The sequence below is a fragment of the Pedobacter indicus genome (assembly GCF_003449035.1).
GTDB classification, from domain to species: Bacteria; Bacteroidota; Bacteroidia; order Sphingobacteriales; family Sphingobacteriaceae; genus Albibacterium; species Albibacterium indicum.
In genome coordinates, this window is sequence record NZ_QRGB01000001.1 from 1264445 (window position 1) to 1287515 (window position 23071).

At 42.6% G+C, this 23071-nt stretch carries 20 protein-coding genes and 1 tRNA gene; 18 read left to right on the plus strand and 3 right to left on the minus strand.

Features of this window, described 5'->3' with window-relative positions; all coding sequences use genetic code 11:
* The first annotated feature begins 1 nt into the window (after position 1).
* A complete protein-coding gene (gene smpB / locus D3P12_RS05735; RefSeq protein ID WP_118194087.1) occupies positions 2 to 457 on the plus strand; it encodes an SsrA-binding protein SmpB in 456 nt (151 codons plus the stop codon).
* Here the strand turns inward: smpB and obgE are convergent.
* The 3 genes from obgE to D3P12_RS05750 all read right to left on the minus strand — a co-directional run bounded on the left by obgE (position 454) and on the right by D3P12_RS05750 (position 2209).
* Positions 454 to 1470 carry a GTPase ObgE gene (obgE, locus tag D3P12_RS05740; protein WP_118194088.1) on the minus strand — a complete coding sequence of 339 codons (1017 nt, stop codon included), beginning with the start codon at positions 1468 to 1470 and terminating at the stop codon, positions 454 to 456. The genes smpB and obgE overlap by 4 nt on opposite strands.
* 28 nt (positions 1471 to 1498) lie before the next feature.
* Positions 1499 to 2074 carry an adenylate kinase gene (locus D3P12_RS05745; protein WP_118194089.1) on the minus strand — a complete coding sequence of 192 codons (576 nt, stop codon included), beginning with the start codon at positions 2072 to 2074 and terminating at the stop codon, positions 1499 to 1501.
* 61 nt (positions 2075 to 2135) lie between these two features.
* Positions 2136 to 2209: transfer RNA gene (locus D3P12_RS05750), tRNA-Arg, on the minus strand.
* Positions 2210 to 2381: 172 nt separating this feature from the next.
* Here D3P12_RS05750 and D3P12_RS05755 point away from each other — a divergent pair.
* The 17 genes from D3P12_RS05755 (at position 2382) to D3P12_RS05835 (ending at position 22951) form a co-directional block, all read left to right on the plus strand.
* The gene (locus tag D3P12_RS05755) at positions 2382 to 3203 is read left to right on the plus strand and encodes an alpha/beta fold hydrolase (protein WP_118194090.1); all 822 of its coding nucleotides are present in this window, start codon (positions 2382 to 2384) and stop codon (positions 3201 to 3203) included.
* Between the two features lie 9 nt (positions 3204 to 3212).
* On the plus strand, positions 3213 to 4211 hold the full coding sequence (gene gap / locus D3P12_RS05760; RefSeq protein WP_118194091.1) for a type I glyceraldehyde-3-phosphate dehydrogenase: 999 nt from the start codon (positions 3213 to 3215) through the stop codon (positions 4209 to 4211).
* A 62-nt stretch (positions 4212 to 4273) separates the two neighbouring features.
* Positions 4274 to 5461 carry a phosphoglycerate kinase gene (locus tag D3P12_RS05765; protein WP_118194092.1) on the plus strand — a complete coding sequence of 396 codons (1188 nt, stop codon included), beginning with the start codon at positions 4274 to 4276 and terminating at the stop codon, positions 5459 to 5461.
* A gap of 490 nt (positions 5462 to 5951) precedes the next feature.
* Positions 5952 to 6419 (plus strand): division/cell wall cluster transcriptional repressor MraZ, encoded by a 468-nt coding sequence (mraZ, locus tag D3P12_RS05770; protein ID WP_118194093.1) that lies wholly within the window; start codon positions 5952 to 5954, stop codon positions 6417 to 6419.
* Complete coding sequence (gene rsmH / locus D3P12_RS05775) at positions 6409 to 7314, plus strand: 16S rRNA (cytosine(1402)-N(4))-methyltransferase RsmH (protein ID WP_118194094.1); 906 nt, start codon at positions 6409 to 6411, stop codon at positions 7312 to 7314. The genes mraZ and rsmH overlap by 11 nt, the downstream gene beginning before the upstream one ends.
* A 2-nt stretch (positions 7315 to 7316) precedes the next feature.
* Positions 7317 to 7730 (plus strand): FtsL-like putative cell division protein, encoded by a 414-nt coding sequence (locus tag D3P12_RS05780; RefSeq protein WP_118194095.1) that lies wholly within the window; start codon positions 7317 to 7319, stop codon positions 7728 to 7730.
* A 20-nt stretch (positions 7731 to 7750) separates the two neighbouring features.
* Entirely contained in the window at positions 7751 to 9826 is a 2076-nt protein-coding gene (locus tag D3P12_RS05785) for a penicillin-binding protein (protein ID WP_118194096.1), read from the plus strand.
* Positions 9823 to 11280 (plus strand): UDP-N-acetylmuramoyl-L-alanyl-D-glutamate--2,6-diaminopimelate ligase, encoded by a 1458-nt coding sequence (locus D3P12_RS05790; RefSeq protein WP_118194097.1) that lies wholly within the window; start codon positions 9823 to 9825, stop codon positions 11278 to 11280. The genes D3P12_RS05785 and D3P12_RS05790 overlap by 4 nt, the downstream gene beginning before the upstream one ends.
* A 3-nt stretch (positions 11281 to 11283) precedes the next feature.
* Positions 11284 to 12537, plus strand: a complete 1254-nt coding sequence (gene mraY, locus D3P12_RS05795; protein WP_118194098.1) for a phospho-N-acetylmuramoyl-pentapeptide-transferase — start codon at positions 11284 to 11286, stop codon at positions 12535 to 12537.
* The gene (murD, locus tag D3P12_RS05800) at positions 12537 to 13904 is read left to right on the plus strand and encodes a UDP-N-acetylmuramoyl-L-alanine--D-glutamate ligase (RefSeq protein WP_118194099.1); all 1368 of its coding nucleotides are present in this window, start codon (positions 12537 to 12539) and stop codon (positions 13902 to 13904) included. Before mraY ends, murD begins: the two co-directional genes overlap by 1 nt.
* Before the next feature lie 14 nt (positions 13905 to 13918).
* Positions 13919 to 15085: an FtsW/RodA/SpoVE family cell cycle protein gene (locus tag D3P12_RS05805; RefSeq protein WP_118194100.1), complete on the plus strand. Its 1167-nt coding sequence runs from the start codon at positions 13919 to 13921 to the stop codon at positions 15083 to 15085.
* Between the two features lie 4 nt (positions 15086 to 15089).
* Entirely contained in the window at positions 15090 to 16205 is a 1116-nt protein-coding gene (gene murG, locus D3P12_RS05810; RefSeq protein ID WP_118194101.1) for an undecaprenyldiphospho-muramoylpentapeptide beta-N-acetylglucosaminyltransferase, read from the plus strand.
* Positions 16192 to 17553: a UDP-N-acetylmuramate--L-alanine ligase gene (gene murC / locus D3P12_RS05815; protein WP_118194102.1), complete on the plus strand. Its 1362-nt coding sequence runs from the start codon at positions 16192 to 16194 to the stop codon at positions 17551 to 17553. The genes murG and murC overlap by 14 nt, the downstream gene beginning before the upstream one ends.
* Positions 17546 to 18364: a cell division protein FtsQ/DivIB gene (locus tag D3P12_RS05820; protein WP_157970262.1), complete on the plus strand. Its 819-nt coding sequence runs from the start codon at positions 17546 to 17548 to the stop codon at positions 18362 to 18364. The genes murC and D3P12_RS05820 overlap by 8 nt, the downstream gene beginning before the upstream one ends.
* Before the next feature lie 6 nt (positions 18365 to 18370).
* Positions 18371 to 19714 carry a cell division protein FtsA gene (gene ftsA / locus D3P12_RS05825; RefSeq protein WP_118194104.1) on the plus strand — a complete coding sequence of 448 codons (1344 nt, stop codon included), beginning with the start codon at positions 18371 to 18373 and terminating at the stop codon, positions 19712 to 19714.
* A 137-nt stretch (positions 19715 to 19851) separates the two neighbouring features.
* A complete protein-coding gene (gene ftsZ, locus D3P12_RS05830) occupies positions 19852 to 21528 on the plus strand; it encodes a cell division protein FtsZ (RefSeq protein ID WP_245977399.1) in 1677 nt (558 codons plus the stop codon).
* A gap of 178 nt (positions 21529 to 21706) precedes the next feature.
* Positions 21707 to 22951: an aminotransferase class I/II-fold pyridoxal phosphate-dependent enzyme gene (locus tag D3P12_RS05835; protein ID WP_118194105.1), complete on the plus strand. Its 1245-nt coding sequence runs from the start codon at positions 21707 to 21709 to the stop codon at positions 22949 to 22951.
* The last annotated feature ends 120 nt before the right edge of the window (positions 22952 to 23071 follow it).

Below are 23071 nucleotides of genomic sequence, written 5' to 3' on the forward strand. Positions count from 1 at the left end.
CATGAAGCTGTCTTCAGAAATCAATATTAAGAACAAGAAAGCTACGTTCGAATATCATATTTTGGATCGTTACGTGGCCGGAATCTCGCTGTTGGGAACCGAAATTAAATCGATCCGCGCCGGAAAAGCCAATATTAATGATTCTTTCTGCTCATTCCTGAAAGATGGGCTCTACATCCGTAATATGCACATATCTGAGTATTCGCATGGGTCTTTCTATAATCATGAAGCTAAGCGCGACCGCAAACTGCTGTTGACAAAGAAGGAATTGAAAAAACTTCGCGTAAAAGGGGAAGAACGCGGATATACGATTGTTCCGCTTAGAATGTTTATCAGTGACCGAGGGTTCGCGAAGGTTGAAATTGCATTAGCACAGGGGAAAAAGGATTTTGATAAGCGTGATTCAATTAAAGAAAGGGAAACGAAGAGGGAGCTCAATCGCGCTATGAAACGTTAATCGTAGCTGTTGTCTCCGTCATGAATTGATGACCAAATAAGATCTTTTAATTCCGTAATATTCTTTTGAGCAACAGACGAAATGAAAATAGAAGGGATTTGTGCTGGGAGGCCAGCTCTCATTTCTGCTTGCAGCTCATCATCAAGTAAGTCAGATTTTGTTATCGCCAAAACACGTGGTTTATCAATTAATTCTGGATTGTATTCCGTTAGCTCTTTTAGCAATATATCATATTCCTCAGAAACGCTTCGCGTAGTATCAGCAGGAATTGTGAACAACAGAACGGAGTTTCTCTCAATGTGGCGCAGAAAACGATAACCTAAACCTTTACCTTTCGAGGCACCTTCAATAATCCCTGGAATATCGGCCATGATAAACGATTTATTATCGCGGTATTGTACAATTCCGAGGTTTGGAACCAATGTTGTAAAGGGGTAATCAGCTATCTCAGGTTTGGCTGCTGAAACAACCGATAGAAGGGTTGACTTTCCTGCATTAGGGAAGCCTACCAGTCCAACGTCAGCTAATATTTTCAGCTCCAAAACCATCCAGCGCTCCTGACCTGCTTCTCCGGGTTGAGCAAATCGTGGTGTTTGTCGGGTAGCACTCTTAAAATGCCAGTTTCCTAAACCTCCGCGCCCACCAGGGGTCAAAATCTTGGTTTCTCCATCTTCTGTGATTTCAAAAAGAATCTCACCTGTTTCGGCATCCTTGGCCACCGTGCCTAACGGTACTTCCAATATCTCGTCATCTCCATCCTTTCCCGTACGAAGAGACAGCCCACCAGGCTCGCCATTTTTAGCGATGACATGTTTTCGGAATTTTAGATGCAGGAGTGTCCACAGCTGAGCATTGCCTTTGAGTATAATATGGCCGCCGCGTCCTCCGTCACCACCATCCGGGCCGCCCTTCGCAGTTTTTTTGTCCCGATGCAAATGCGCAGAACCTGCACCCCCGCGTCCCGAACGACAGCAGATCTTAACATAATCAACAAAGTTTGAGCCTTGAGACATTTTGTAGCAATGAGGAAAGTGAATCAGTTTATTTTAAACGATCAACCTGCTCGGAAATTTTCTGAAAAATATCTTCGATCGAGCCGATACCGTTAATGGCGGTCAATTTACCTTGACCATTATAATAGTTGGCGACTGGCGCAGTTTTGGACTTGTATTCATTGATTCGTTTGCGGATCACTTCTGGATTAGCATCATCCGGGCGTCCTGAATCTTTCCCTCTCAGCAATAGTCGCTTCTCTAATTCCACCTCTTCCACTTCCAAGGCAATCATCCCGGAAATTTGAGAATCAACAGATGTTAAAAGTTTGTCCAATGCTTCTGCCTGAGCCACCGTTCTCGGAAAGCCATCAAAGATAAAACCTTTCGCTTCTGGGTTTTCTTTTAATTTATTATGGATCATTCCGATGACCACCTCATCAGGTACCAGCTTCCCATCGTCCATTAATTTTTTCGCTTCCAGGCCCAATGCTGTACCGTTGGTAATCTCGTTGCGTAGCAAATCTCCTGTTGATAAGTGCACTAAGTTGTACTTGTCGATCAGTTTTTGTGATTGGGTACCCTTGCCGGCACCTGGAGGGCCAAATAAGACTAAATTTAGCATAGTGGTTTAAAGTTAAAAAGCCTAATCAGTTGTTAGATTAGGCTTTTGAAATGTAATTATGTGCACTTGAAGGGAGTCGAACCCCTAACCTCCTGATCCGTAGTCAGGTGCTCTATCCAGTTAAGCTACAAGTGCGTCCTGAATCGGAACGCAAAGATATAATTCAATTTCTATATGAAGAAATTTTTTTCATAAAATATCGTATTATTTTTTATTCTCGCTATATAATTGGATGATCCTGATGCTTTTTTGTTAATTTTATCGTTCTATCATAAAGGGTAGTCAGAACAAAAAAACACGAAGGAACATGAGCGAGATTAAGCGTAAAAAAGTGAGACTAAGGGATATTAGCATATCATATTTGCTGAGCGATTCTGACGAAGCGGAAGCTACCATCATATTTATCCATGGTTTTCCTTTCAATAAAAACACTTGGGTGCCCCAATTACAGGATCTGCCAGATCAGGTGCGAGGGATAGCTTATGATGTTAGGGGGCATGGAAACAGCACAACCGGCCACGGCTATTTTAATTTGGATGTATTTGCTAAAGACCTGCTGGCGTTTATCGAATGGCTAGATGCTGGCCCTGTTGTCGTTTGCGGCGTGTCGATGGGTGGTTATATCGCTTTGCGTGCTCATGAAATGGATCCGGAAAAGTTTAGGGGCCTCATCCTCTGTGACACCCATTCTTTTGATGATCCAAACGAGGGGAGGATCAAGCGTTTTGCGACGATCGAATCGGTTTTGAAAAATGGTAAAAGAACATTTGCAATTGGCTTCGCAAAAAATGTGTTGTCCGAGAAAACCCGGACAAATAAAAAAGAAGTTGTCGATTTGATAAAAAGCTCGATTCGACGAAACAATGAGCGCAACATCTGCGCAACGCTTTTGGCTCTTGCCTCTCGGACAGATACAACGCATACGCTAAGTCATATCCGTGTGCCGGTCTTGCTTTTGCGGGGTGAAGAGGATCAGATTGTTTCGAAAGAGCAGATGAATAAAATGGAAAAGATGATTCCTGATGTCCGATATCTGGAGTTTCCGGGTTGTGGCCACCTTCCCAATCTCGAGAATGACACCCGTTTCAACGGAGAAATCCGTAACTTTTTTATCAGTAAAATAATGTAATAACGCTTTATGCTTCGAGTTGCCATCAATGGTTTTGGGCGCATTGGTAGAAATACCTTGCGAACGCTCATTTATCGAAATGAGGATATTCAGGTTGTAGCCATTAACGACTTAACCGACAGTGCTACCTTAGCACATCTATTTAAATATGACTCCGTTCATGGCCCTTTTCAGGGTGAAGTTACTAGTGGAAACAACAAAATTACGATCAACACAAAGGAAATCCTGATTTTAAATGAACGAGAGCCATCGAATTTGCCTTGGAGGGATCTGGATGTCGATGTAGTTGTCGAGTCGACAGGTTTTTTTACGAAAAAAAAAGACGCTGAAAAGCATTTGAAAGCCGGTGCCAACCAGGTTATTGTATCAGCACCTTCGCCTAGTAAGGAAATCCCCACCTTGGTTCTAGGGGTTAACGATTCAACAATTGATCTATCTTTGCCTCTTCTGTCCAACGCATCATGTACGACGAACAATGTTGCACCGATGGTTAAGGTTCTGGATGAGAATTGGGGAATTATAGATGGTTATATTACGACCGTTCACTCCATGACAGGAGACCAGAACCTTCACGATGCGCCGCATCGGGACTTGCGAAGAGCGCGTGCGGCGTCTGCTTCCATTATCCCAACCACGACCGGGGCTGCGAAAGCAATTACCAATGTTTTTCCTCATTTAGATGGAAAGCTCGGAGGCGCAGGGATACGTGTACCGGTTCTCAACGGATCATTGACTGATTTTACTTGTATTTTAGAAAAGCAACCCACCGTTGAAGAGATCAATGCGGTCTTTAGAGAGGCGTCTGAATCAGATTTGAAAGGGATTTTAAAGTATACCGAAGATCCCATTGTTTCAGTTGATATTCTCAATAGTCCTTATTCTTGTATTTTTGACTCGTTGCTTACTTCCGTCGTTGGCGGATTGGTAAAAGTGGTAGGTTGGTACGACAATGAATACGGATATTCAAACCGAATAGTCGATTTGTTAAGTCGGATCAATGCAATTTGATACTCTCATGATTTATTCTAATTTTGTTGCGTTAATCTTAAAATTATAAAGGAAATAATATAATGAAGACAATAGACGATATAAATTTCTCAGGTAAAAAAGCACTGATCCGCGTCGATTTCAACGTGCCATTAGACGAACAGTTCAACATTACGGACGATACCAGAATCAAAGGTGCGTTGCCAACAATTAAGAAAATTCTTGATGACGGAGGGGCTGTTATTTTAATGTCTCATTTAGGTAGACCGAAAAATGGACCGGATAATAAATTTTCGTTACGTCATATTGTCAACCACCTCTCGGATGCATTGGATCTTCAGGTTCAATTTGCAGATGATTGTGTCGGAGAGCAAGCAAAGGAGAAAGCCGCTGCCTTGAAGTCGGGCGAAGTGTTGCTGCTAGAGAACTTGCGCTTTTACGGAGAAGAGACAAAAGGCGATGCCGACTTTGCAAAAAAATTGGCTGAACTCGGAGATGTATATGTAAATGATGCCTTTGGAACCGCTCACCGGGCACATGCATCGACTGCCATTATCGCTGACTATTTTCCGGAAAATAAATATTTTGGGTACTTGATGGCAGCTGAATTGGAGAACGCGAAAAAAGTACTGGAAGATGCCGAACGACCTTTCACTGCAATTATGGGAGGGGCAAAAGTGTCTGACAAGTTGGAACTGATAGAAGCTCTTCTAAGCAAGGTTGATAACTTAATTATTGGTGGTGGTATGGCCTATACCTTCGTGAAAGCGCAAGGTGGCGAAATCGGCAACTCCTTAGTTGAACTTGATAAACTGGACCTGGCACTTGAGCTGATAAAGAAAGCGGATGAAAATGATGTAAATCTTGTTTTGCCAACGGATGCGATTATCGCGGACGAATTTTCAAATGATGCACCACATTCTCCAGGGCCGAATAGCACCATAGCGGCAGACAAAATGGGATTGGATATCGGTCCTGAATCTGCAGAGCATTTCGCTGAAATTATCGGTGCTTCGAAAACTATTCTATGGAACGGTCCAATGGGAGTTTTTGAAATGGATAGCTATGCAAAAGGAACCCGGGCTGTTGCCAGTGCTATCGTAGCAGCAACGGAACGAGGTGCCTTTTCTCTGATCGGCGGTGGTGACTCAGCAGCGGCAATCGCTAAATTCAAGATGACTGAACATGTGAGCTATGTAAGCACCGGTGGTGGTGCATTGTTAGAATACATGGAAGGGAAGGAATTGCCAGGCGTAAAAGCTATCTCCTAAGTCGAGGGAGCACCGACATATGTAGTCGGTTTCGGAGAATACTTTACTGATAAAATTAAAGGACTGTCTTTTTTCTAGTGAACAGAAAAAAGACAGTCCTTTTTTTATGGGTTTCGCTACAGAACTTGTTTTGAAATTGCTCTAAAATGCTTCTGGATTTCTGGAACACTTCTGCTAATTAAACAGTGGTCTAACAGTGGTCAAACAGTCCTTGAACAGTGGTTTAACTGACCTCTTACCACTGTGCAAGGACTGTTAAATCACTGTTAAGTCACTGTTCTTTAAAAGCCAGTCTCAAACCAGGAATTAATATATCTTTCGGCAGGCAGATTTTCTCATGATTTTTTTCGTTACATCGCGTTGTTTGGAGTCTAACCGAGTTCACTTAAACACGTGAAATTGTGGTGTGGAAAACTTTTTTGTGGGGGAAAGTGGGAGAAAGTGGAAGAATTTTATACTTTTACATTTGATTAGTAGAATTTTTTGAAGAATGAGTTATTTCCTCGGCGAATATGAATGCAAGCTAGACACCAAAGGTAGGATGGTGTTGCCGGCCGCGCTCAAAAGGCAAATGCCTGATGTTGAGCGGGAAGGGCTTGTTGTGAACCGGGGATTGGAAGAACATCTGGTGATTTACACTCGTTCAGAGTGGAATAAAATCATGGATGAACTCAGTAAGTTGAATCAATTTGAAAGGAAGAGTCGTGAGTTTATCCGCAAGTTTATGCGGGGTGCTACTGAGTTGACGTTGGATGCTGCTGGTCGGGTTTTGATTCCGAAGGCGTTGCAGGCTTATGCAGGGATTACATCGGAGGTGGTTTTGGCAAGTCAGTTTGATAAGATAGAAATCTGGTCGAAAGCGAAATATGATGAGCAATGGGAGGATGAAGGTGATGATTTTGCGACGTTGGCTGAAGAAGTTATGGGAAATTTGAGGAGGAAGGAAAATGAACAATGATTACCACATACCGGTAATGCTAACGGAGTGCATTGATGCGCTCAATATTGACCAGCATGGAATTTATGTAGATGTTACGTTCGGTGGTGGTGGGCATTCTCGTGAAATTTTGCGGAATCTGGGTGAAGGTGGTAAGCTGTATGCTTTTGATCAGGATCCGGATGCAATCGCTAATTCTATTCAGGATGATCGCTTTACATTGATTCATCAGAACTTTCGTTTCATGAAGAATAATCTGCGGGTGCATGGAGTTGTCGAAGTGGACGGAATTTTGGCAGACTTGGGTATTTCTTCTCATCAGATCAACGAAAGGGAACGCGGTTTTTCTACTCGCTTTGATGCGGATTTGGATATGCGGATGGATCAGGTCGGTACGTTGACCGCACGTGACGTGGTCAATACGTATCCAGAGGAAGAGCTTCACCGGATTTTTGGAATGTACGGCGAGATACAGAATGCTCGGACTTTAGCGCGAACTCTTGTAGCAGCGCGGGTGATTGAGCCCATTGTTACGGTCTCCCAGTTAAAACGGGCGGTTGAAGCGGTTGTTCCTAAGAAAAGGGAAAATAAATACTATGCGCAGGTCTTTCAGGCATTGCGAATTGAGGTAAACAAAGAGCTACAGGCTTTAGAAGCGTTTTTGCTCCAGTCTGCTGATTTGTTAAAAACTGGAGGTCGGCTTGTTGTGATGTCTTACCATTCGCTTGAAGATCGTTTGGTAAAAAATTTTATTGCCAAGGGTAAGTTTAAGGGGGAAGTTGAGAAAGACTTTTTTGGAAATGAAATTAAGCCTTTGCGGGCCGTCAATAGAAAAGTAATGGTGGCCTCGGCGGAGGAGGTAGAGGCAAATAATCGAGCGAGGAGTGCCAAGTTGAGGATTGCGGAAAAGATATAGTTATGGGAAATACTTACAAAAAGAATGAGCCGTTGACTGAAAAGATGCAACAGGAAATTCAGGACTCTGTTGAAGAAAAGGCGAGTGCCTCGGAAGACTTTGTCCGCAAGGTGCTTTCTGGTGGTCGACTGTCATCTTTGAGTATCGTCAATAACATTCCTTTTATTCTTTTCGTGTCTTTCCTGGGGATTATTTATATCGCAAACCGGCATTATGCAGAAAATACGGTTAGAAAGATATCCAGTTTAAGCAGGGAGGTAAAGGTGATGAGTTGGGAGTTTAAGACACTAAAGGCTGACATGATGTTGCGTAGTACACAGTCAGAGGTGCTGAAATTAGTAGATACGGTTGGTTTAAGGGAATTAGTGGTTCCACCGAGAAAGATAGTTATTAAAAAAGAGACAGATAAACAATAAGAAGTAAGCTTTAGGATAGCATGAATATCAGAACCGACATATTGCTCAGAGTCTATATTTCCTTTGGAATTATGGTAGTGATAGCGTTGGCTGTTGTTTACAAGATGTTTAACATTCAGATGGTGCATGGCGAGAAATGGGCGGCAATGGCAGACAGCTTGTCCACGCGCTATGTAGATATCGATGCAGCCCGAGGAAATATCTATTCAGTAGACGGGAGTTTACTGGCCACTTCTGTGCCCGAATATGATATCCGTATGGATATGTATGCTCCCGGTATTGAGGAAGACGACGTCTTTTATTCGAAAGTAGATTCTTTAGCACATTCGTTGTCCGGTTTCTTTAAGGATAAATCGGCGACTCAGTATTCACGGGCTTTGAGGAGAGCAAGGAGCGATAAGAATCGTTATTTTCTGATTAAAAGAGATGTTAGCTATCAATCTATGAAGAAAATGAGGTCTTTCCCCATTTTTAACCTTGGCATTATGGCCGGAGGCATGATTGCTGAACAGAAAAATAAGCGTGTTTTGCCTTTTGATGATTTAGCCAAAAGAACCATAGGTTATAAAAATGAAAATGTGCAGCCGGTAGGTTTAGAAGGTGCATATGCAAATTATATTGACGGCGAGGGGGGGAAGCGTTTGGTACAGCGGATTGCGGGTGGTGTCTGGATGCCGGTCAATCCGGAGATGGATGTAGCGCCTGTCGACGGTGCAGATATTATCTCTACCATTGATATCCGCATGCAGGATATCGCCCAAAGTGCACTGGAGCGCCAGCTGATTACAAGCAACGCTGATAATGGTTGTGTGATCGTAATGGAAGTAAAAACAGGTGAAGTACGGGCTATTGCCAATTATACCCGAGTTGCTGAAGGAACGTATGAAGAGAAATTCAATTATGCGATCGCTCAAAGTGCCGAACCTGGTTCAACATTTAAATTGGCGTCGTACCTCGTGGCGCTTGAAGATGGCAAAATAGATACGGGAGATATTGTAGACACCGGAAACGGTGTTTTCAGGGTTTATAACAAAACACATCGCGACTCAAGACATGGTGGCTATGGGAAAATTTCCGTAAAAAAGGCGTTTGAGGTGTCTTCGAATACAGCAATAACCAAGTTAATCCATACGTATTACAATGAAAGTCCGGCCGCTTTTACAAGAGGGCTCCATGAACTTCATTTAAATGATAAACTGGGTTTACAATTTCCGGGGGAAGGCAGGCCTCTGATAAAAACACCTGATTCAAAGTCGTGGAGCGGATTATCGCTTACGCAAATGTCCTATGGATATGAACTGTTGATGACTCCTTTACAGATGTTGACTTTCTATAATGCTGTGGCAAATGATGGGGTTATGATCAGTCCTCTTTTCGTAAAAGAGATTCGTCGCTTAGGAAATACCGTAGAGCGTTACAAAGCGCGGGTCATTGATGAATCCATTGCTTCGCCACGTACCATCAAGGTTTTACAGGAAATGTTACTTGGCGCGGTTGAGGAAGGGACCGGCAAAGGTCTGAAGAACTCATTGTTTAAGATTGCCGGAAAGACTGGTACGGCCCAGATGGCTGACGGTGCGGCCGGGTATCGGGGCAGACGGAGGTATCAGGCTTCTTTTGCGGGTTATTTCCCAGCTAATAATCCCAAATACTCCATGATTGTTGTGGTTCAGAATCCGAGGAACGGGTATTATGCCGCAAGCGTCGCGGGACCGGTTTTTAGTGAGGTTGCCCAACGTATCTATGCCAGTGATATGGATATGTATCAGGGAGTTGGCGGTTTCCAGATGGCGCAGGCTTCTGTTTCACCAGAAACCAAAGCGGGTTCAATGGAGGCTGCAAAAAGGCTTTATCAAGAGTTTGATTTAGGCAACGCGATTAACAATGATTCTACGCTTATTGCATACAATGACACTGATGCAGTAAAAGGGAAGGTTCCAAACTTGATAGGGATGGGGCTTAAGGATGCTTTATATATTCTGGGAAATGCAGGCTTTAAAGTGTCAGTCAACGGTAAGGGAAAGGTAGTTCGTCAATCCTTGTCTGCTGGACAAGAAATAACAAATAATTTATCAATCGCAATTGAGTTGAAATGAGAAGTTTGACCGACATATTGACTGATGTGAAGATTCTTCAGACGAAGGGCTCGCTGGATATTGTGGTTAATCAGCTACATTCAGACTCAAGGAAGGTCGAAGAGGGTGATCTGTTTGTAGCCGTTAGGGGGATTGCTGTAGATGGACATTCGTATATAAGACAGTCGATCGAGCAGGGTGCGGTTGCGATCGTATGTGAAGAGCTGCCTGATGAGTTGATCGAAGGAATTGTTTATATTCTCGTTGAGAATTCAGCCGAGAACTTAGGGCAAATGGCTCATAACTTTTATGAGCGACCTTCAAATAAACTAAAATTAGTTGGGGTTACCGGTACCAATGGCAAAACCACCGTGGCCACCTTGTTATATCAACTATTTAAAGATCTAGGCTATTATGTCGGTTTGTTGTCTACTGTTCACAACCGGATCGGATCCGAAATCCTACCTGCCGCGCATACCACTCCAGATCCGATCAGTCTGAACCGTTTGTTGGATCAAATGGTAGAGGAGGGCTGTGATTTCTGCTTTATGGAGGTTAGCTCACATGCGGTAGATCAGTCTCGCGTAGGCGGCCTGTCTTTTTCCGGCGGGGTATTTACAAATATTACACATGATCACTTAGATTACCATGGTACATTCGATAAGTATATCAAAGCAAAAAAAGCATTTTTTGATATGCTTCCTAAGTCAGCTTTTGCCCTGACAAATATGGATGATAAGAATGGCATGGTTATGTTGCAAAACACAAAAGCGTATAAGAAAAGCTATGGTCTGAAGAACTTGGCGGATTATAATGGGAAACTTATTGAAAGCCATTTTGATGGTATGCTCCTGAACGTTGATGGAGATGAGGTATGGGTGAAGTTAGTTGGTCAGTTTAATGCTTATAATTTGGTCTCGGTATACGCGACAGCCATGCTGTTGGAGCAGGATCACAAACGAGTCCTCACGATATTAAGTCGGCTTCCCGGAGCAGCGGGGCGGTTCGAGACACAGATATCGGCGGATGGTCGAATTGCGATTGTCGATTATGCTCATACGCCAGATGCGTTGGAAAATGTATTGTCTACCATCCAGCAATTGCGACAGGGTGGAGAACAGATTATTACTGTTGTGGGTTGTGGCGGTGATCGTGATAAAACGAAGCGTCCGCTGATGGCAAAAGTGGCGGTGGAATATAGTGACAGGGTGATCTTGACGTCAGATAATCCGCGAACAGAAGATCCGATATCAATATTAAGAGATATGGAAGTCGGCATCCCTGCGGATGGGCGACGGAAGACGTTTACTATTTCAGACCGGAAAGAAGCAATTCGTGCAGCTTGTCATCTGGCGCAGGCACATGACGTAATTTTGGTAGCTGGCAAGGGGCACGAGAATTATCAGGAGATCAATGGGATACGACATCATTTTGACGATAAGGAAATATTAACAGAAACGTTTAACGAGCAATAACCTATGTTATATTATTTAGTTCAATATCTTGAACAATACGTTCATATACCAGCCGGAGGTTTGTTTAACTACATTTCTTTCCGGACGGCAATGGCTGTTATTGTCTCGTTAATTATAACAACAGTATATGGAGGGCGACTAATCCGCCTCCTGCATAATAAGCAGGTAGGAGAGACAGTCAGAAACTTGGGCCTAGAAGGTGAAAGTGAAAAACAAGGTACTCCCACTATGGGTGGTTTGATTATCTTGGGTGGTATCCTTGTTCCCACTATTCTTTTTGCAAAATTAGAGAATGTCTACGTTATCCTGATGATCGTTACAACCATTTGGATGGGTGCAATTGGCTTTCTGGATGACTACATTAAGGTTTTTAGGAAAAATAAAGAAGGTTTGGCGGGACGGTTTAAGATCATTGGGCAGGTGGGCCTAGGAATTATTATCGCCTGTACTATGCATTTTCATCCCGATATTCTGGTGCGTCAGAAAGTTCCGGTAAACAAGATTACGGAAGTGGATAGTGAGAATTTGACGGAACAGATGTCAAATAGCGGACGGACTTATTATACACAGGATGTAAAATCGACCGTAACCAATGTTCCTTTCTATAAGGAAAATGAATTTGACTATGGTAATGTACTGACAATTTTGGGCGTGCCTGCGGGAAAATTCGTGTTTCCTCTTTTTCTGGTCGTCGTTGTATTTATTGTTACCGCCGTGTCTAACGGAGCTAATATAACGGACGGGGTAGACGGTTTGGCTGCTGGTACTTCTGCTATTATTGGCATTACACTCGCCATACTAGCGTATGTGTCGGGTAATACCATTTTTGCGGATTATCTAAACATCATGTACATTCCGAATTCGGGTGAGCTTGTTGTTTTTGCCGGAGCGTTTGTGGGTGCATGTGTAGGATTTTTATGGTATAACTCCTATCCCGCACAAGTTTTTATGGGCGATACGGGGAGCTTGGCTATTGGTGGGATCATAGCCGCCTTTGCTATTATGATCAGAAAAGAATTGTTGATTCCTGTATTATGTGGAGTGTTTTTAATTGAGTTGGTGTCTGTGATTATGCAGGTGTCCTATTTCAAGTATACAAAGAAAAAATATGGAGAAGGGATGAGGATTTTTCTGATGTCACCTCTTCACCATCATTTTCAGAAAAAAGGTTATCACGAATCAAAGATTGTGACACGATTCTGGATCGTTGGGATTTTGTTAGCAATCATAACCATTGTAACGCTAAAAGTGCGCTAATGTTGGATAGGGATAAAAATATAGGTGGACAAAAGCTTGTCATTTTGGGAGCAGGTGAAAGCGGTGTAGGAGCTGCTATTCTCGCTCAGCAAAAGGGCTATGATGTTTTTGTTTCAGATTATGGTGTAATCCCTGATGAGGTTAAACAGCAGATGGATGAACTTCGGATTTCTTATGAAGAAAAACAGCATTCTGAGCAGCTGATTTTAGAATCACAACTAGTGATAAAGAGTCCGGGTATTCCACAGAATGCCCCAATTGTAAAGAAAATCCGAGAAGCGGGAATACCTGTTTTATCGGAAATTGAATTTGCCGCTCGCTATACAGATGCGCGGTTGATCGGTATCACCGGTTCGAATGGCAAGTCGACCACCGCAACGCTCACATGGTTTATCTTGAATAGGGCCGGTTTGAACGTGGGGCTTGCCGGGAATATCGGCAAAAGCTTCGCCTTGCAGGTAGCGAGGGAAAAGCATGATTATTACGTGCTGGAGATCAGTAGTTTCATGCTGGATGATTTTAAAAAGATGAAACTCGATATCGCGGTTTTGCTAAATATCACACCAGATCATTTGGATCGCTATGACTATCGAATGGAGAACTATGCTGCTTCGAAATTCAGAATTAGCGAGAATCAGGATAAAGACAGTGTATTCATCTACAATCAGGATGACGAGGAGATTCAGAAAGGACTTGAACAATATAGAACACCGGCGATACATTACCCTTTTACACAAAAGAAAAAGCTTAGCGAAGGGGCCTATCTGGATATGGATGGCACGATGATAATAAACGTTTTAAATCAAGATATATTTGATATGTCAATCAATGAATTAGCTCTACAGGGCAAACATAATGTCTATAATAATATGGCTTCCGGCATTGTAGCCAAAGTTCTCGAATTGCGAAATGAGTCGATACGGGAAAGTATGGGCGAATACCAAAACATCCCACATCGGCTAGAGCATGTTTCCCAGATCGGGGGTGTCAATTTTATCAATGATTCCAAAGCGACAAATGTAAATTCTGTTTGGTATGCTCTGGAGAGTATGCCCGGAGATGTTGTGCTGATGATGGGTGGAGTCGATAAGGGCAACGACTATCATATTCTGAAAGATCTGGTTCGGAACAAGGTGACTGCAATTATCTGTATTGGAAAGGATAATCAGCGGATTCATGAAGCCTTTGCGGATGATACAGAAATTATTGTCAATACGGAAAATATGCAGGATGCTGTGACAATGGCGTTTCACTTGGCGAAGAAAGGAGATACTGTGTTGTTGTCACCGGCCTGTGCTAGTTTTGACTTATTTAAGAATTATGAAGATCGGGGCGATCAGTTTAAAAAGGCTGTTCGTGATCTATAAAAGAAAATGGGTCTATGGTAAATAAGGTATTTAGTAAATTAAAAGGCGATCGGTGGATTTGGATTATTGTTATCATCCTATCCTTATGGTCTATGCTGGCTGTATACAGTTCGGTTGGAACGCTTGCGTATAAGAATAGCATGGCGTCTGAAGTGTATCTTGTAAAGCACATGTCCATGATTATCGGCGGATTTGCCTTAATGTATTTCTCACATTTACTGGACTATCGTTATTACGCGGGTATTTCGAAGATTTTGATGATTGTTACCATTCCTATTTTACTTTATACCTTGATTTTCGGAGAATCGATCAATGATGCGAACCGTTGGGTCACGATTCCTGTCATCAACCAAACTTTCCAGACTTCCGATTTAGCAAAGTTGGCTTTAATTACTTTTTTAGCGAGAATGTTAACGCGGAAGCAAGGAAACATCAAGGACGTTAAAAAGAGTTTTATACCTGTTATGGGATCCGTGTGTATCATCTTTGTATTGATCGCCTGGGCGAACCTTTCTACGGCTTTGATGCTTTTTGGAGTGAGTATTTTATTGTTGATTATCGGACGTATTAGTTTGAAACAAATCGCCTTGGTGTGTTTTGGAGGTGGACTCCTCCTGATATTGGTGATTTTCGTTGGACCACGTCGCGATACCTATATTTCACGTGTCAATACGTACATGAAAGGAGGGGAGGCAGATCCCGATAAATCCTATCAGTCAGATCATTCGAAAATAGCGATTGCCACGGGTGGCTTCTTTGGCAAAGGACCTGGAAATAGTACGGAAAGAAATGTATTACCACACCCATACTCCGATTTTATCTTCGCAATTATTGTTGAGGAATATGGCGCGTTGGGCGGGGTTGTTTTGGTAGCGTTGTACATCGTGTTCATGTATCGATGCATACGGATCGTAACACAGAGTCCCAAAGCCTTTGGAGCGCTATTGGCAGCTGGTTTGGGCTTTAGTTTAACAATACAAGCTTTAGCTAACATGGCTGTAGCTGTGGGGTTGGGACCAGTGACGGGAGTGCCCTTACCGTTAGTAAGTATGGGTGGTACGTCGATTTTATTTACCAGCATCGCTTTGGGAATTATATTGAGTGTAAGCAGGAATATTGAGGAAGTGAGATCTGAATCATCAAAAAAAGTAATCGTCGGTGAAATTCCGGCTATGGGATAAAACAATGAATGGCAAACGGATCATAATCAGTGGTGGCGGAACGGGTGGACATATATTCCCGGCCGTATCGATAGCGAATGCTTTAAAACGCATTGCGCCAGATACTGAGGTGCTGTTTGTTGGGGCTTTGGGGAGGATGGAAATGGAACGCGTTCCAGCGGCGGGATACCGGATTGTCGGGCTCGATATTCAAGGTTTTAATCGCTCATCCCTGTGGATGAATATCAAGCTGCCCTTTAAATTGATAAAAAGCCTGCGCAAAGCGCGAAAAATATTAGAAGAGTTCAAACCGCATGTAGCGGTTGGTGTTGGTGGGTATGCGTCTGGCCCATTGTTGCATGTTGCGGGAAATGCCTCGGTACCCTATATCATTCAAGAACAGAATTCTTATGCGGGGATGACGAATAAACGTTTGGCAAGTAAAGCGAGTAAAATCTGCGTTGCTTTTGAACATATGGATCGTTTTTTCCCGAAAGACAAAATTATGCTGACTGGTAATCCGATCCGACAGGAATCAGTTGCGATCGAAGGCAAGCGGCAAGCGGCTCTGAACCATTTCAACCTATCAGCTGAAAGGAAGACTATTTTGGTGATTGGTGGAAGCCTGGGTTCTTCAACGCTAAACAAAAGCGTCATAGCGGCAATCGATTTGTTGATCGAGCAGGATCTACAAGTTATTTGGCAATGCGGAAAGTATTATTTTGAATCATATCGCGCCCGGATTAGTGAAAGGCAGGGTGAGTACGTTAAAATTTATGCGTTTATGGATCAAATGGATTACGCCTATGCTGCTGCGGACGTCATCGTATCCCGGGCTGGGGCAGGTACGATTTCAGAATTATGTGTAATCGGTAAACCAGTTGTTTTGGTCCCTTCGCCGAATGTTGCGGAGGATCATCAAACGATAAATGCTAGATCATTGGTTGATAGAAGTGCCGCACTTATGGTTTCAGATGTTGATGCGGAAGAAAAATTAATGGCGAAGGTTATGGCTTTGCTTGCAGATGATGACGAATGTGATCGTCTTTCAACGGAGATAAAAAAAATGGCAATCGCAGATGCAGACGTTGTGATAGCTGAAGAAGTTTTAAAATTAGCAGACAGGAATGAATATCGATAATATAAAATATGTTTACCTGATCGGTATTGGCGGAATTGGGATGAGCGGGCTTGCTCGCTATTTTAATCATCTTGGTTATTGGGTAGAAGGCTATGATAAAACAGAAACATCCTTGACCCGGCAGCTCGAAGAAGAGGGGATTCGTATTGTTTATAAAGATGACCCGTCGACGGTGCCTGGCGAAGTTTTAAATAACCTTGAGGAAACATTGGTTATTTATACACCTGCTATACCTAAGGATTCAAAAATCATTCGTGTCTTTCGAGATAAAGGACACGGACTACATAAGCGTTCGGAGGTGTTAGGCTTACTAAGTGCTCAAAAATATACCATCGCTATTGCCGGTACACATGGTAAAACGACGACCTCGACGATGGTTGCTCATATTTTAACTGATAGCGGCTTTCCGTGCTCAGCTTTCTTGGGTGGTATTGCAACGAATTATAATACGAATGCGCTATTCTCAGATAGTGAGGTTATGGTTGTTGAAGCAGATGAATTTGACCGTTCATTCTTAACCTTGCATCCTGATATTGCCATCGTGACATCGATGGATGCAGACCATCTGGATATTTACGGCAGCCATGAGCAGCTCAAAGACTCTTTCAGGCTCTTTATAGATCAGGTTAAAGGAACCGGTGTGCGCATTGTTCACGAAGGACTAGACTTGCCGTCCGACTGGGTTTATGGAATGAATTCCGGGACGCTGATTCATGCATCCAATGTACGCATCATAAATGGTGAATTTTATTTTGACTACCATCAGGGCGGTGAACGGATTGAAGATATTCGCTTGGGTATTGCTGGTGGACATAATGTAGAGAATGCAGTTGCCGCGATTGCCGCATCAAGGGCATATGGTGTTCCGAACGAGTCAATCAAGAAATCGCTGGCAAGCTTCAAAGGTATTAAAAGACGCTTCCAGTATATTGTTAAGAATGAACGGCACATCTATATCGATGATTACGCTCATCACCCGACAGAGTTGGCGGCATGCTTGGACGCAGTAAATAGTATTTATCCGAATAAAAAGCTGACGGTTGTTTTTCAGCCACACTTATTCTCTAGAACCAGGGATTTTGTGGATGACTTTGCAGCTGTTTTGAGTAATGATCAGATCGATAAACTTATCCTTTTGCCAATTTACCCTGCAAGGGAAGAGCCTATTGAAGGGGTTGATTCAGAGTGGTTGTTAGGAAAGGTAACGCTAGGTGAAAAACAATTAATGAGTCCTGAAGAAGCACTGGCATATGTTGAGAAGGAGATGCCGGAGTTGGTTGTGACCGTTGGAGCTGGTGATATAGACCGTTTGGTTAAACCGATTGAACAGATATTGACGAATGCTTAAAAGATTGAAACATATACGCTGGAAAAGAGTGCTACTGCTTTTTGTGTGGGCGGCTAGTTTAAGTGGCCTGTTCGTCCTCATGAGCTTTATTTCCGTAAAAAGCAACGATTTGGCTTGTCGTGATCTGGTCGTTATTATTCCGGGAGAGCAGTCGTTCGTAGCAAGGCAGGATATTGATCAGCTGATCTTGGAGAAGCATGGGGAGGTAGTTGGCCGGACATTAAAATCATTGCCGATTCATGATATAGAGGCTGACTTGAGGTCCATTCCATTTATCGAAAATGCGCTTGTCAATATGGATATGAATGGGAAGGTTGAGATTCGGATCAATCAGCGGGAAGCTGTATTACGTGTTATCAACCGAAAAGGGGAAGATTTTTATCTGGATAAGAATCTAATAAAGATACCACTTTCTAATCATTATGCACCCAATGTATTGGTTGCGAACGGTATGATCAATGAAGACTATGGATCAGGCTTGGATAGTGTTCAGAGTGATGTTTTGAAGGGGCTTTATGCGATTGCTGAGTATGTTGAGCAGGATTCTATTTGGGAAGCGCAGATTGAGCAGTTGTATGTTAACAGGGATGGGGAGATCGAAATGGTGCCTCGGGTAGGTAGTCATCAGATTATTTTAGGGAATGCGGATTCGCTGGATCTAAAGTTTGAAAAATTGCGTTTGTTTTATAAACACATTGTCCCAAAAGTGGGGTGGGATACATATAAGGGGGTGAATTTAAGTTTTGCAAATCAGATAGTTTGTATAAGGAAAGAAGAAAATCTTATTAATAATAACAGCATTAATCAATAAACAGGTATGGAAAAAAGAGTTACAACCAAGCATGAGGCTCCAATTGTGGTGGGCCTCGATATCGGTACCACAAAGATTTGTGTGACCGTTGGAAGGCGCAGTGGAGCGAATAAGATAGAGGTATTGGGGGTTGGACATGCCGAGTCTTCTGGTGTAAACCGAGGGATGGTTGCCAATATTCAAAAAACGGTATCCAGTATTGTACAGGCCGTTGAGATAGCTAGTGCGCAATCGAACGTCAATATTAACGTGGTTCATGTTGGAATTGCCGGACAACATATTAAGAGTCTACAGCATCGGGGGATCCTGACCCGAAAGGATGATACTGAAATTTCAAGAAAAGACATCGAGCAACTGGTGGAGGACATGTATAAATTGGTTCTTCCTCCGGGGGAAGAAATTATTCATGTTTTACCTCAGGAGTTTACGATTGATAATGAACCTGGTATTAAGGATCCGATCGGTATGGCAGGCAGACGAATGGAGGCTAATTTTCACATCATTTCTGGACACGTTAGTGCTGTTAAAAATATCCAGAAATGTGTAACCAAGGCAAATTTGGAGGCACAGGAGCTTATCCTTGAACCTCTGGCATCATCTGAGGCTGTTTTAGGCGAAGATGAAAAGGATGCCGGCGTGGTGTTGGTCGATATTGGTGGGGGTACGACTGATGTTGCTATATTCCATGAAGGAATTATCCGACATACAGCGGTTATTCCTTTAGGGGGTAATATTGTAACGGAAGATATTAAGCAGGGTTGTTCGGTTTTAAGAAACCAGGCCGAGCTGCTTAAAATCCGTTTCGGATCTGCGCTTGCCGATGAAAATAGGGATAACGAGATTATCAGTGTTCCCGGTCTACGAGGCCGCGATCACAAAGAGATCTCAGTTAAAAATTTGGCTTATATCATCCAGGCTAGAATGGAGGAGATTATAGAGCACGTTTATTATGAGATTAAGTCGTCGGGTTACGAGCGGAAGTTGATAGGAGGTATTGTGATAACCGGTGGCGGGGCACAGTTGAAACACCTGGTTCAGCTTGTGGAATATGTAACCGGGCTGGATTGTCGGGTAGGTTTTCCGAATGAACACTTGGCTAAAAATGAAGAATTGCCTAAGAAGGTATTCGAGGAATTAAAAAGTCCGCTTTACGCTACCGGCATCGGTTTGTTGATCAAAGGAATTGAAACCGCCGAATATCATACTGACTTAAGTGAAGAAAAAGGAAAATTGGACATCGCGGGCATTTCGGAGCGAGGTCGCTCACGATTTGGTTTCCTTGATCGGATTGTTAAATTCATCAATGACGATACGAATATCAACGTTGATGACAAAGATTATACGCGCTAGTTTTCCACAATTGGCAATTTTTCAACAAAGGACTTGTTTCTTGAAAAGATTTGTGGAAAAGTGGTAATATTACATTAGAATAACTGAATAGAATTAAAATAGTACCGAGCTCAATAAGAGTTAAAAGATAAATTGATATGGCAGAATTAAAATTCGAAATGATTAAAGAGCAAGCATCGATTATCAAAGTAATTGGTGTTGGTGGCGGTGGAGGAAACGCTGTTAACCATATGTACAGACAAGGAATTAGTGGGGTAGACTTTATTATCTGCAATACGGATGCACAAGCACTGGAATTGAGCCCGATACCCAATAAAGTACAATTGGGATCGAGTTTGACCGAGGGCATGGGTGCGGGATCCGATCCGGATGTTGGAGAAAATTCTGCTATCGAAAGTATCGAAGATATTAAACGCATGTTGGGTGTGAACACCAAGATGTTATTCATCACCGCCGGAATGGGAGGTGGTACTGGTACAGGAGCGAGTCCGGTTCTGGCAAAAGCTGCTAAAGAACTAGGGATCTTGACTGTTGCTATTGTAACTACGCCTTTTACCTTTGAAGGGAAACGGAGAAAAATACAAGCAGAAGAAGGTTTAGAAGAGTTAAAGAAGTATGTTGATTCTTATTTGGTAATATCCAATGACCGTCTTCGTGAAATCTTTGGCAATTTGACTATGGGAGCGGCATTTGCTAAAGCTGATGATATTTTAACGACCGCAGCAAAAGGAATTGCTGAAATCATCACGATACCGGGTTATGTCAATGTGGACTTTAAGGATGTCCGTACTGTTATGAACGATAGCGGTGTGGCAATCATGGGTAGTGATAAGGCAGAGGGTGATAATCGGGCTCAAAAAGCTGTTGAAGGTGCTTTGGCATCTCCGTTATTAAAGGATAATGAAATCGAAGGTGCTCGCTATATTCTTCTTAATATAACTTCTGGAAAGAAAGAAGTAACGATGGATGAGGTCTCAACGATTACTGACTTTATTCAAAGCCAGGCGGGAATGACGGCCGATTTGATTTGGGGTAATTGTGTGGATGAATCTTTGGAAGAATCTCTTTCTGTGACCATCATTGCCACCGGTTTTCAAACTGCGGAGGATCGCTTGAAAGAAAAAGAAAACCAACGTATTGAAATTCCCTTGGAAGAGGTGCCATTGGTGAGGCCGGTTAATCAGATAAATCCTAGCCGTTCGGTTGAGAGCGCGGCTACGGCGGAAGTGAAAGATGAAGCAAATACTCCAATAGCTGGGAATCCTCAGGCGGAAAAGGCTAAAACACCACCGGCTGACCTATTTAGTAATCCTTCGAGAAAAAGCAATACGGGTGCTCAGGCGGAATCATCCGAACGCCCGATCGTCCGTCATACATTGGTCGAAGAAGATGTAGAGGAAGACGGTGCTGACGAAAAAAAGGATGATGAATATGTATTAAAGGAAAGTGAAACTCAGTTCTTTTTTGATATACCGAAAGAAACGGAAGAGAGAGAAGAACCACAACAAGCCTTTAGTCCAGCAGAAGAGGCAAAGCCGAATCCAGATGCTGATCGTACCGAAGAGTCTGTCGAGGAGCAGTTAAGAAAAGCAAAAGAAAGAATTTTGCGTTTGCGTGATTTAGGAATGAAATTGCGCTCAGCGAGCGGACTACAAGAAATTGAAAACGAGCCAGCATATAAAAGAAAGCAAATGGCTTTAGAAAATGTAGTACATTCATCTGAATCTCATGTATCTCGTTTTACATTATCCAAGGATAATGATGAGACGGGGATACGACCGAATAACAGCTTCCTGCACGATAACGTGGACTAAGCAGCTGATGTCTACTTATAAACAAAAAAGCTGTGAATCAAATCGCAGCTTTTTTTGTTTATAACTGTTTCCAAGACAGTTTGTTGAGGCTCAGGCTTAGGTAGCTCAGTAGTTTTGATTAAAAAAACCTATATTTGTACATAATTTTTATATTGTATTAACAAAAAATAACTATACTTTGGATTTATTTGAGAAAATATCAAAGAACCTGGGACCTCTTGGCCAACACCATAAATGGTCACACGGCTATTTTTCTTTTCCTAAGTTAGAGGGAGAGATCGCCCCACATATGAATTTCAGGGGGAAAGACCATTTGGTGTGGAGCCTTAACAATTATTTGGGATTGGCTAACCATCCCGAGGTTAGGGAGGCGGATACGCAGGGAACAATCGAGTACGGCTTGGCTTATCCAATGGGTGCAAGAATGATGTCGGGTAACTCGACTCATCATGAAATGTTGGAGCAGGAATTGGCCGAATTTGTAGGGAAAGAAGATGCGTTCTTGCTAAACTATGGTTATCAAGGTATGGTTTCTATCATCGACGCATTGGTTGACAGAAACGATGTGATCGTTTATGATGCTGAATCTCATGCTTGCATTATTGATGGCGTTCGTCTCCATATGGGTAAACGTTTCGTATATCAACATAACGATATTGACAGCTGTCGCAAACAGTTAGAGCGTGCAACGAAACTGGTGGAGCAGACAGGTGGAGCCATCCTTCTGATTACTGAAGGAGTCTTCGGAATGTCTGGTGCACAGGGAAAATTAAAGGAAATTGGAGCATTGAGAAAAGAATTTCCATTCCGGATGTTGGTTGACGATGCTCATGGCTTTGGTACCATGGGGGCGACTGGTGCTGGTACGCACGAAGCTCAAGATTGTAATGAGGCTGTAGATATTTATTTTGGCACCTTTGCAAAGTCAATGGCCGGAATAGGGGCCTTTGTAGCTGCGAACGAGGAAATTATAACATTTTTACGTTATAATATGCGGTCTCAGACTTTCGCAAAATCTTTGCCAATGCCTATGGTGATTGGACTTAGAAAGCGTCTTGAGCTGCTAAGAAACCATCCGGAACTTAGAGAAAAACTATGGGAGATTGCCCGTGCACTTCAGGATGGGCTACGTCAGCGTGGCTTTGATATTGGAGATACTGATACGGTAATTACTCCAGTTTTCTTGAAGGGTGATTTGACGGAAGCAACATCTCTTACGATGGATTTGAGGGAAAACTATGGTATTTTTTGTTCCATTGTGGTATATCCTGTTATTCCAAAAGGTCAGATTGAATTACGTTTGATTCCTACAGCAACACACTCTTTAGAGGACGTTCAACGTACGCTGGAAGCTTATACAGAAATTGGCGAGAAATTGAAACAAGGATACTATAAACAACAAAACGTAGTTTCAACCCAGTAAAAAGCGACTTTTAATGCAATTTATCGCGTTTTTAGTTTTTTTTTTCGAAAAAAGATTCTACTTTTAGACATACATTCATTATTAACTTAATTTATAAATTAAAAAAAGGAGTAATTAATT

What these genes read in the sequence shown, in the direction of transcription:
- smpB (WP_118194087.1), top strand. Translation starts at nt 2, where the DNA reads ATGAAGCTGTCTTCAGAAATCAATATTAAGAACAAGAAAGCTACGTTC.
- obgE (WP_118194088.1), bottom strand. Translation starts at nt 1,470, where the DNA reads ATGTCTCAAGGCTCAAACTTTGTTGATTATGTTAAGATCTGCTGTCGT.
- D3P12_RS05745 (WP_118194089.1), bottom strand. Translation starts at nt 2,074, where the DNA reads ATGCTAAATTTAGTCTTATTTGGCCCTCCAGGTGCCGGCAAGGGTACC.
- D3P12_RS05755 (WP_118194090.1), top strand. Translation starts at nt 2,382, where the DNA reads ATGAGCGAGATTAAGCGTAAAAAAGTGAGACTAAGGGATATTAGCATA.
- gap (WP_118194091.1), top strand. Translation starts at nt 3,213, where the DNA reads ATGCTTCGAGTTGCCATCAATGGTTTTGGGCGCATTGGTAGAAATACC.
- D3P12_RS05765 (WP_118194092.1), top strand. Translation starts at nt 4,274, where the DNA reads ATGAAGACAATAGACGATATAAATTTCTCAGGTAAAAAAGCACTGATC.
- mraZ (WP_118194093.1), top strand. Translation starts at nt 5,952, where the DNA reads ATGAGTTATTTCCTCGGCGAATATGAATGCAAGCTAGACACCAAAGGT.
- rsmH (WP_118194094.1), top strand. Translation starts at nt 6,409, where the DNA reads ATGAACAATGATTACCACATACCGGTAATGCTAACGGAGTGCATTGAT.
- D3P12_RS05780 (WP_118194095.1), top strand. Translation starts at nt 7,317, where the DNA reads ATGGGAAATACTTACAAAAAGAATGAGCCGTTGACTGAAAAGATGCAA.
- D3P12_RS05785 (WP_118194096.1), top strand. Translation starts at nt 7,751, where the DNA reads ATGAATATCAGAACCGACATATTGCTCAGAGTCTATATTTCCTTTGGA.
- D3P12_RS05790 (WP_118194097.1), top strand. Translation starts at nt 9,823, where the DNA reads ATGAGAAGTTTGACCGACATATTGACTGATGTGAAGATTCTTCAGACG.
- mraY (WP_118194098.1), top strand. Translation starts at nt 11,284, where the DNA reads ATGTTATATTATTTAGTTCAATATCTTGAACAATACGTTCATATACCA.
- murD (WP_118194099.1), top strand. Translation starts at nt 12,537, where the DNA reads ATGTTGGATAGGGATAAAAATATAGGTGGACAAAAGCTTGTCATTTTG.
- D3P12_RS05805 (WP_118194100.1), top strand. Translation starts at nt 13,919, where the DNA reads ATGGTAAATAAGGTATTTAGTAAATTAAAAGGCGATCGGTGGATTTGG.
- murG (WP_118194101.1), top strand. Translation starts at nt 15,090, where the DNA reads ATGAATGGCAAACGGATCATAATCAGTGGTGGCGGAACGGGTGGACAT.
- murC (WP_118194102.1), top strand. Translation starts at nt 16,192, where the DNA reads ATGAATATCGATAATATAAAATATGTTTACCTGATCGGTATTGGCGGA.
- D3P12_RS05820 (WP_157970262.1), top strand. Translation starts at nt 17,546, where the DNA reads ATGCTTAAAAGATTGAAACATATACGCTGGAAAAGAGTGCTACTGCTT.
- ftsA (WP_118194104.1), top strand. Translation starts at nt 18,371, where the DNA reads ATGGAAAAAAGAGTTACAACCAAGCATGAGGCTCCAATTGTGGTGGGC.
- ftsZ (WP_245977399.1), top strand. Translation starts at nt 19,852, where the DNA reads ATGGCAGAATTAAAATTCGAAATGATTAAAGAGCAAGCATCGATTATC.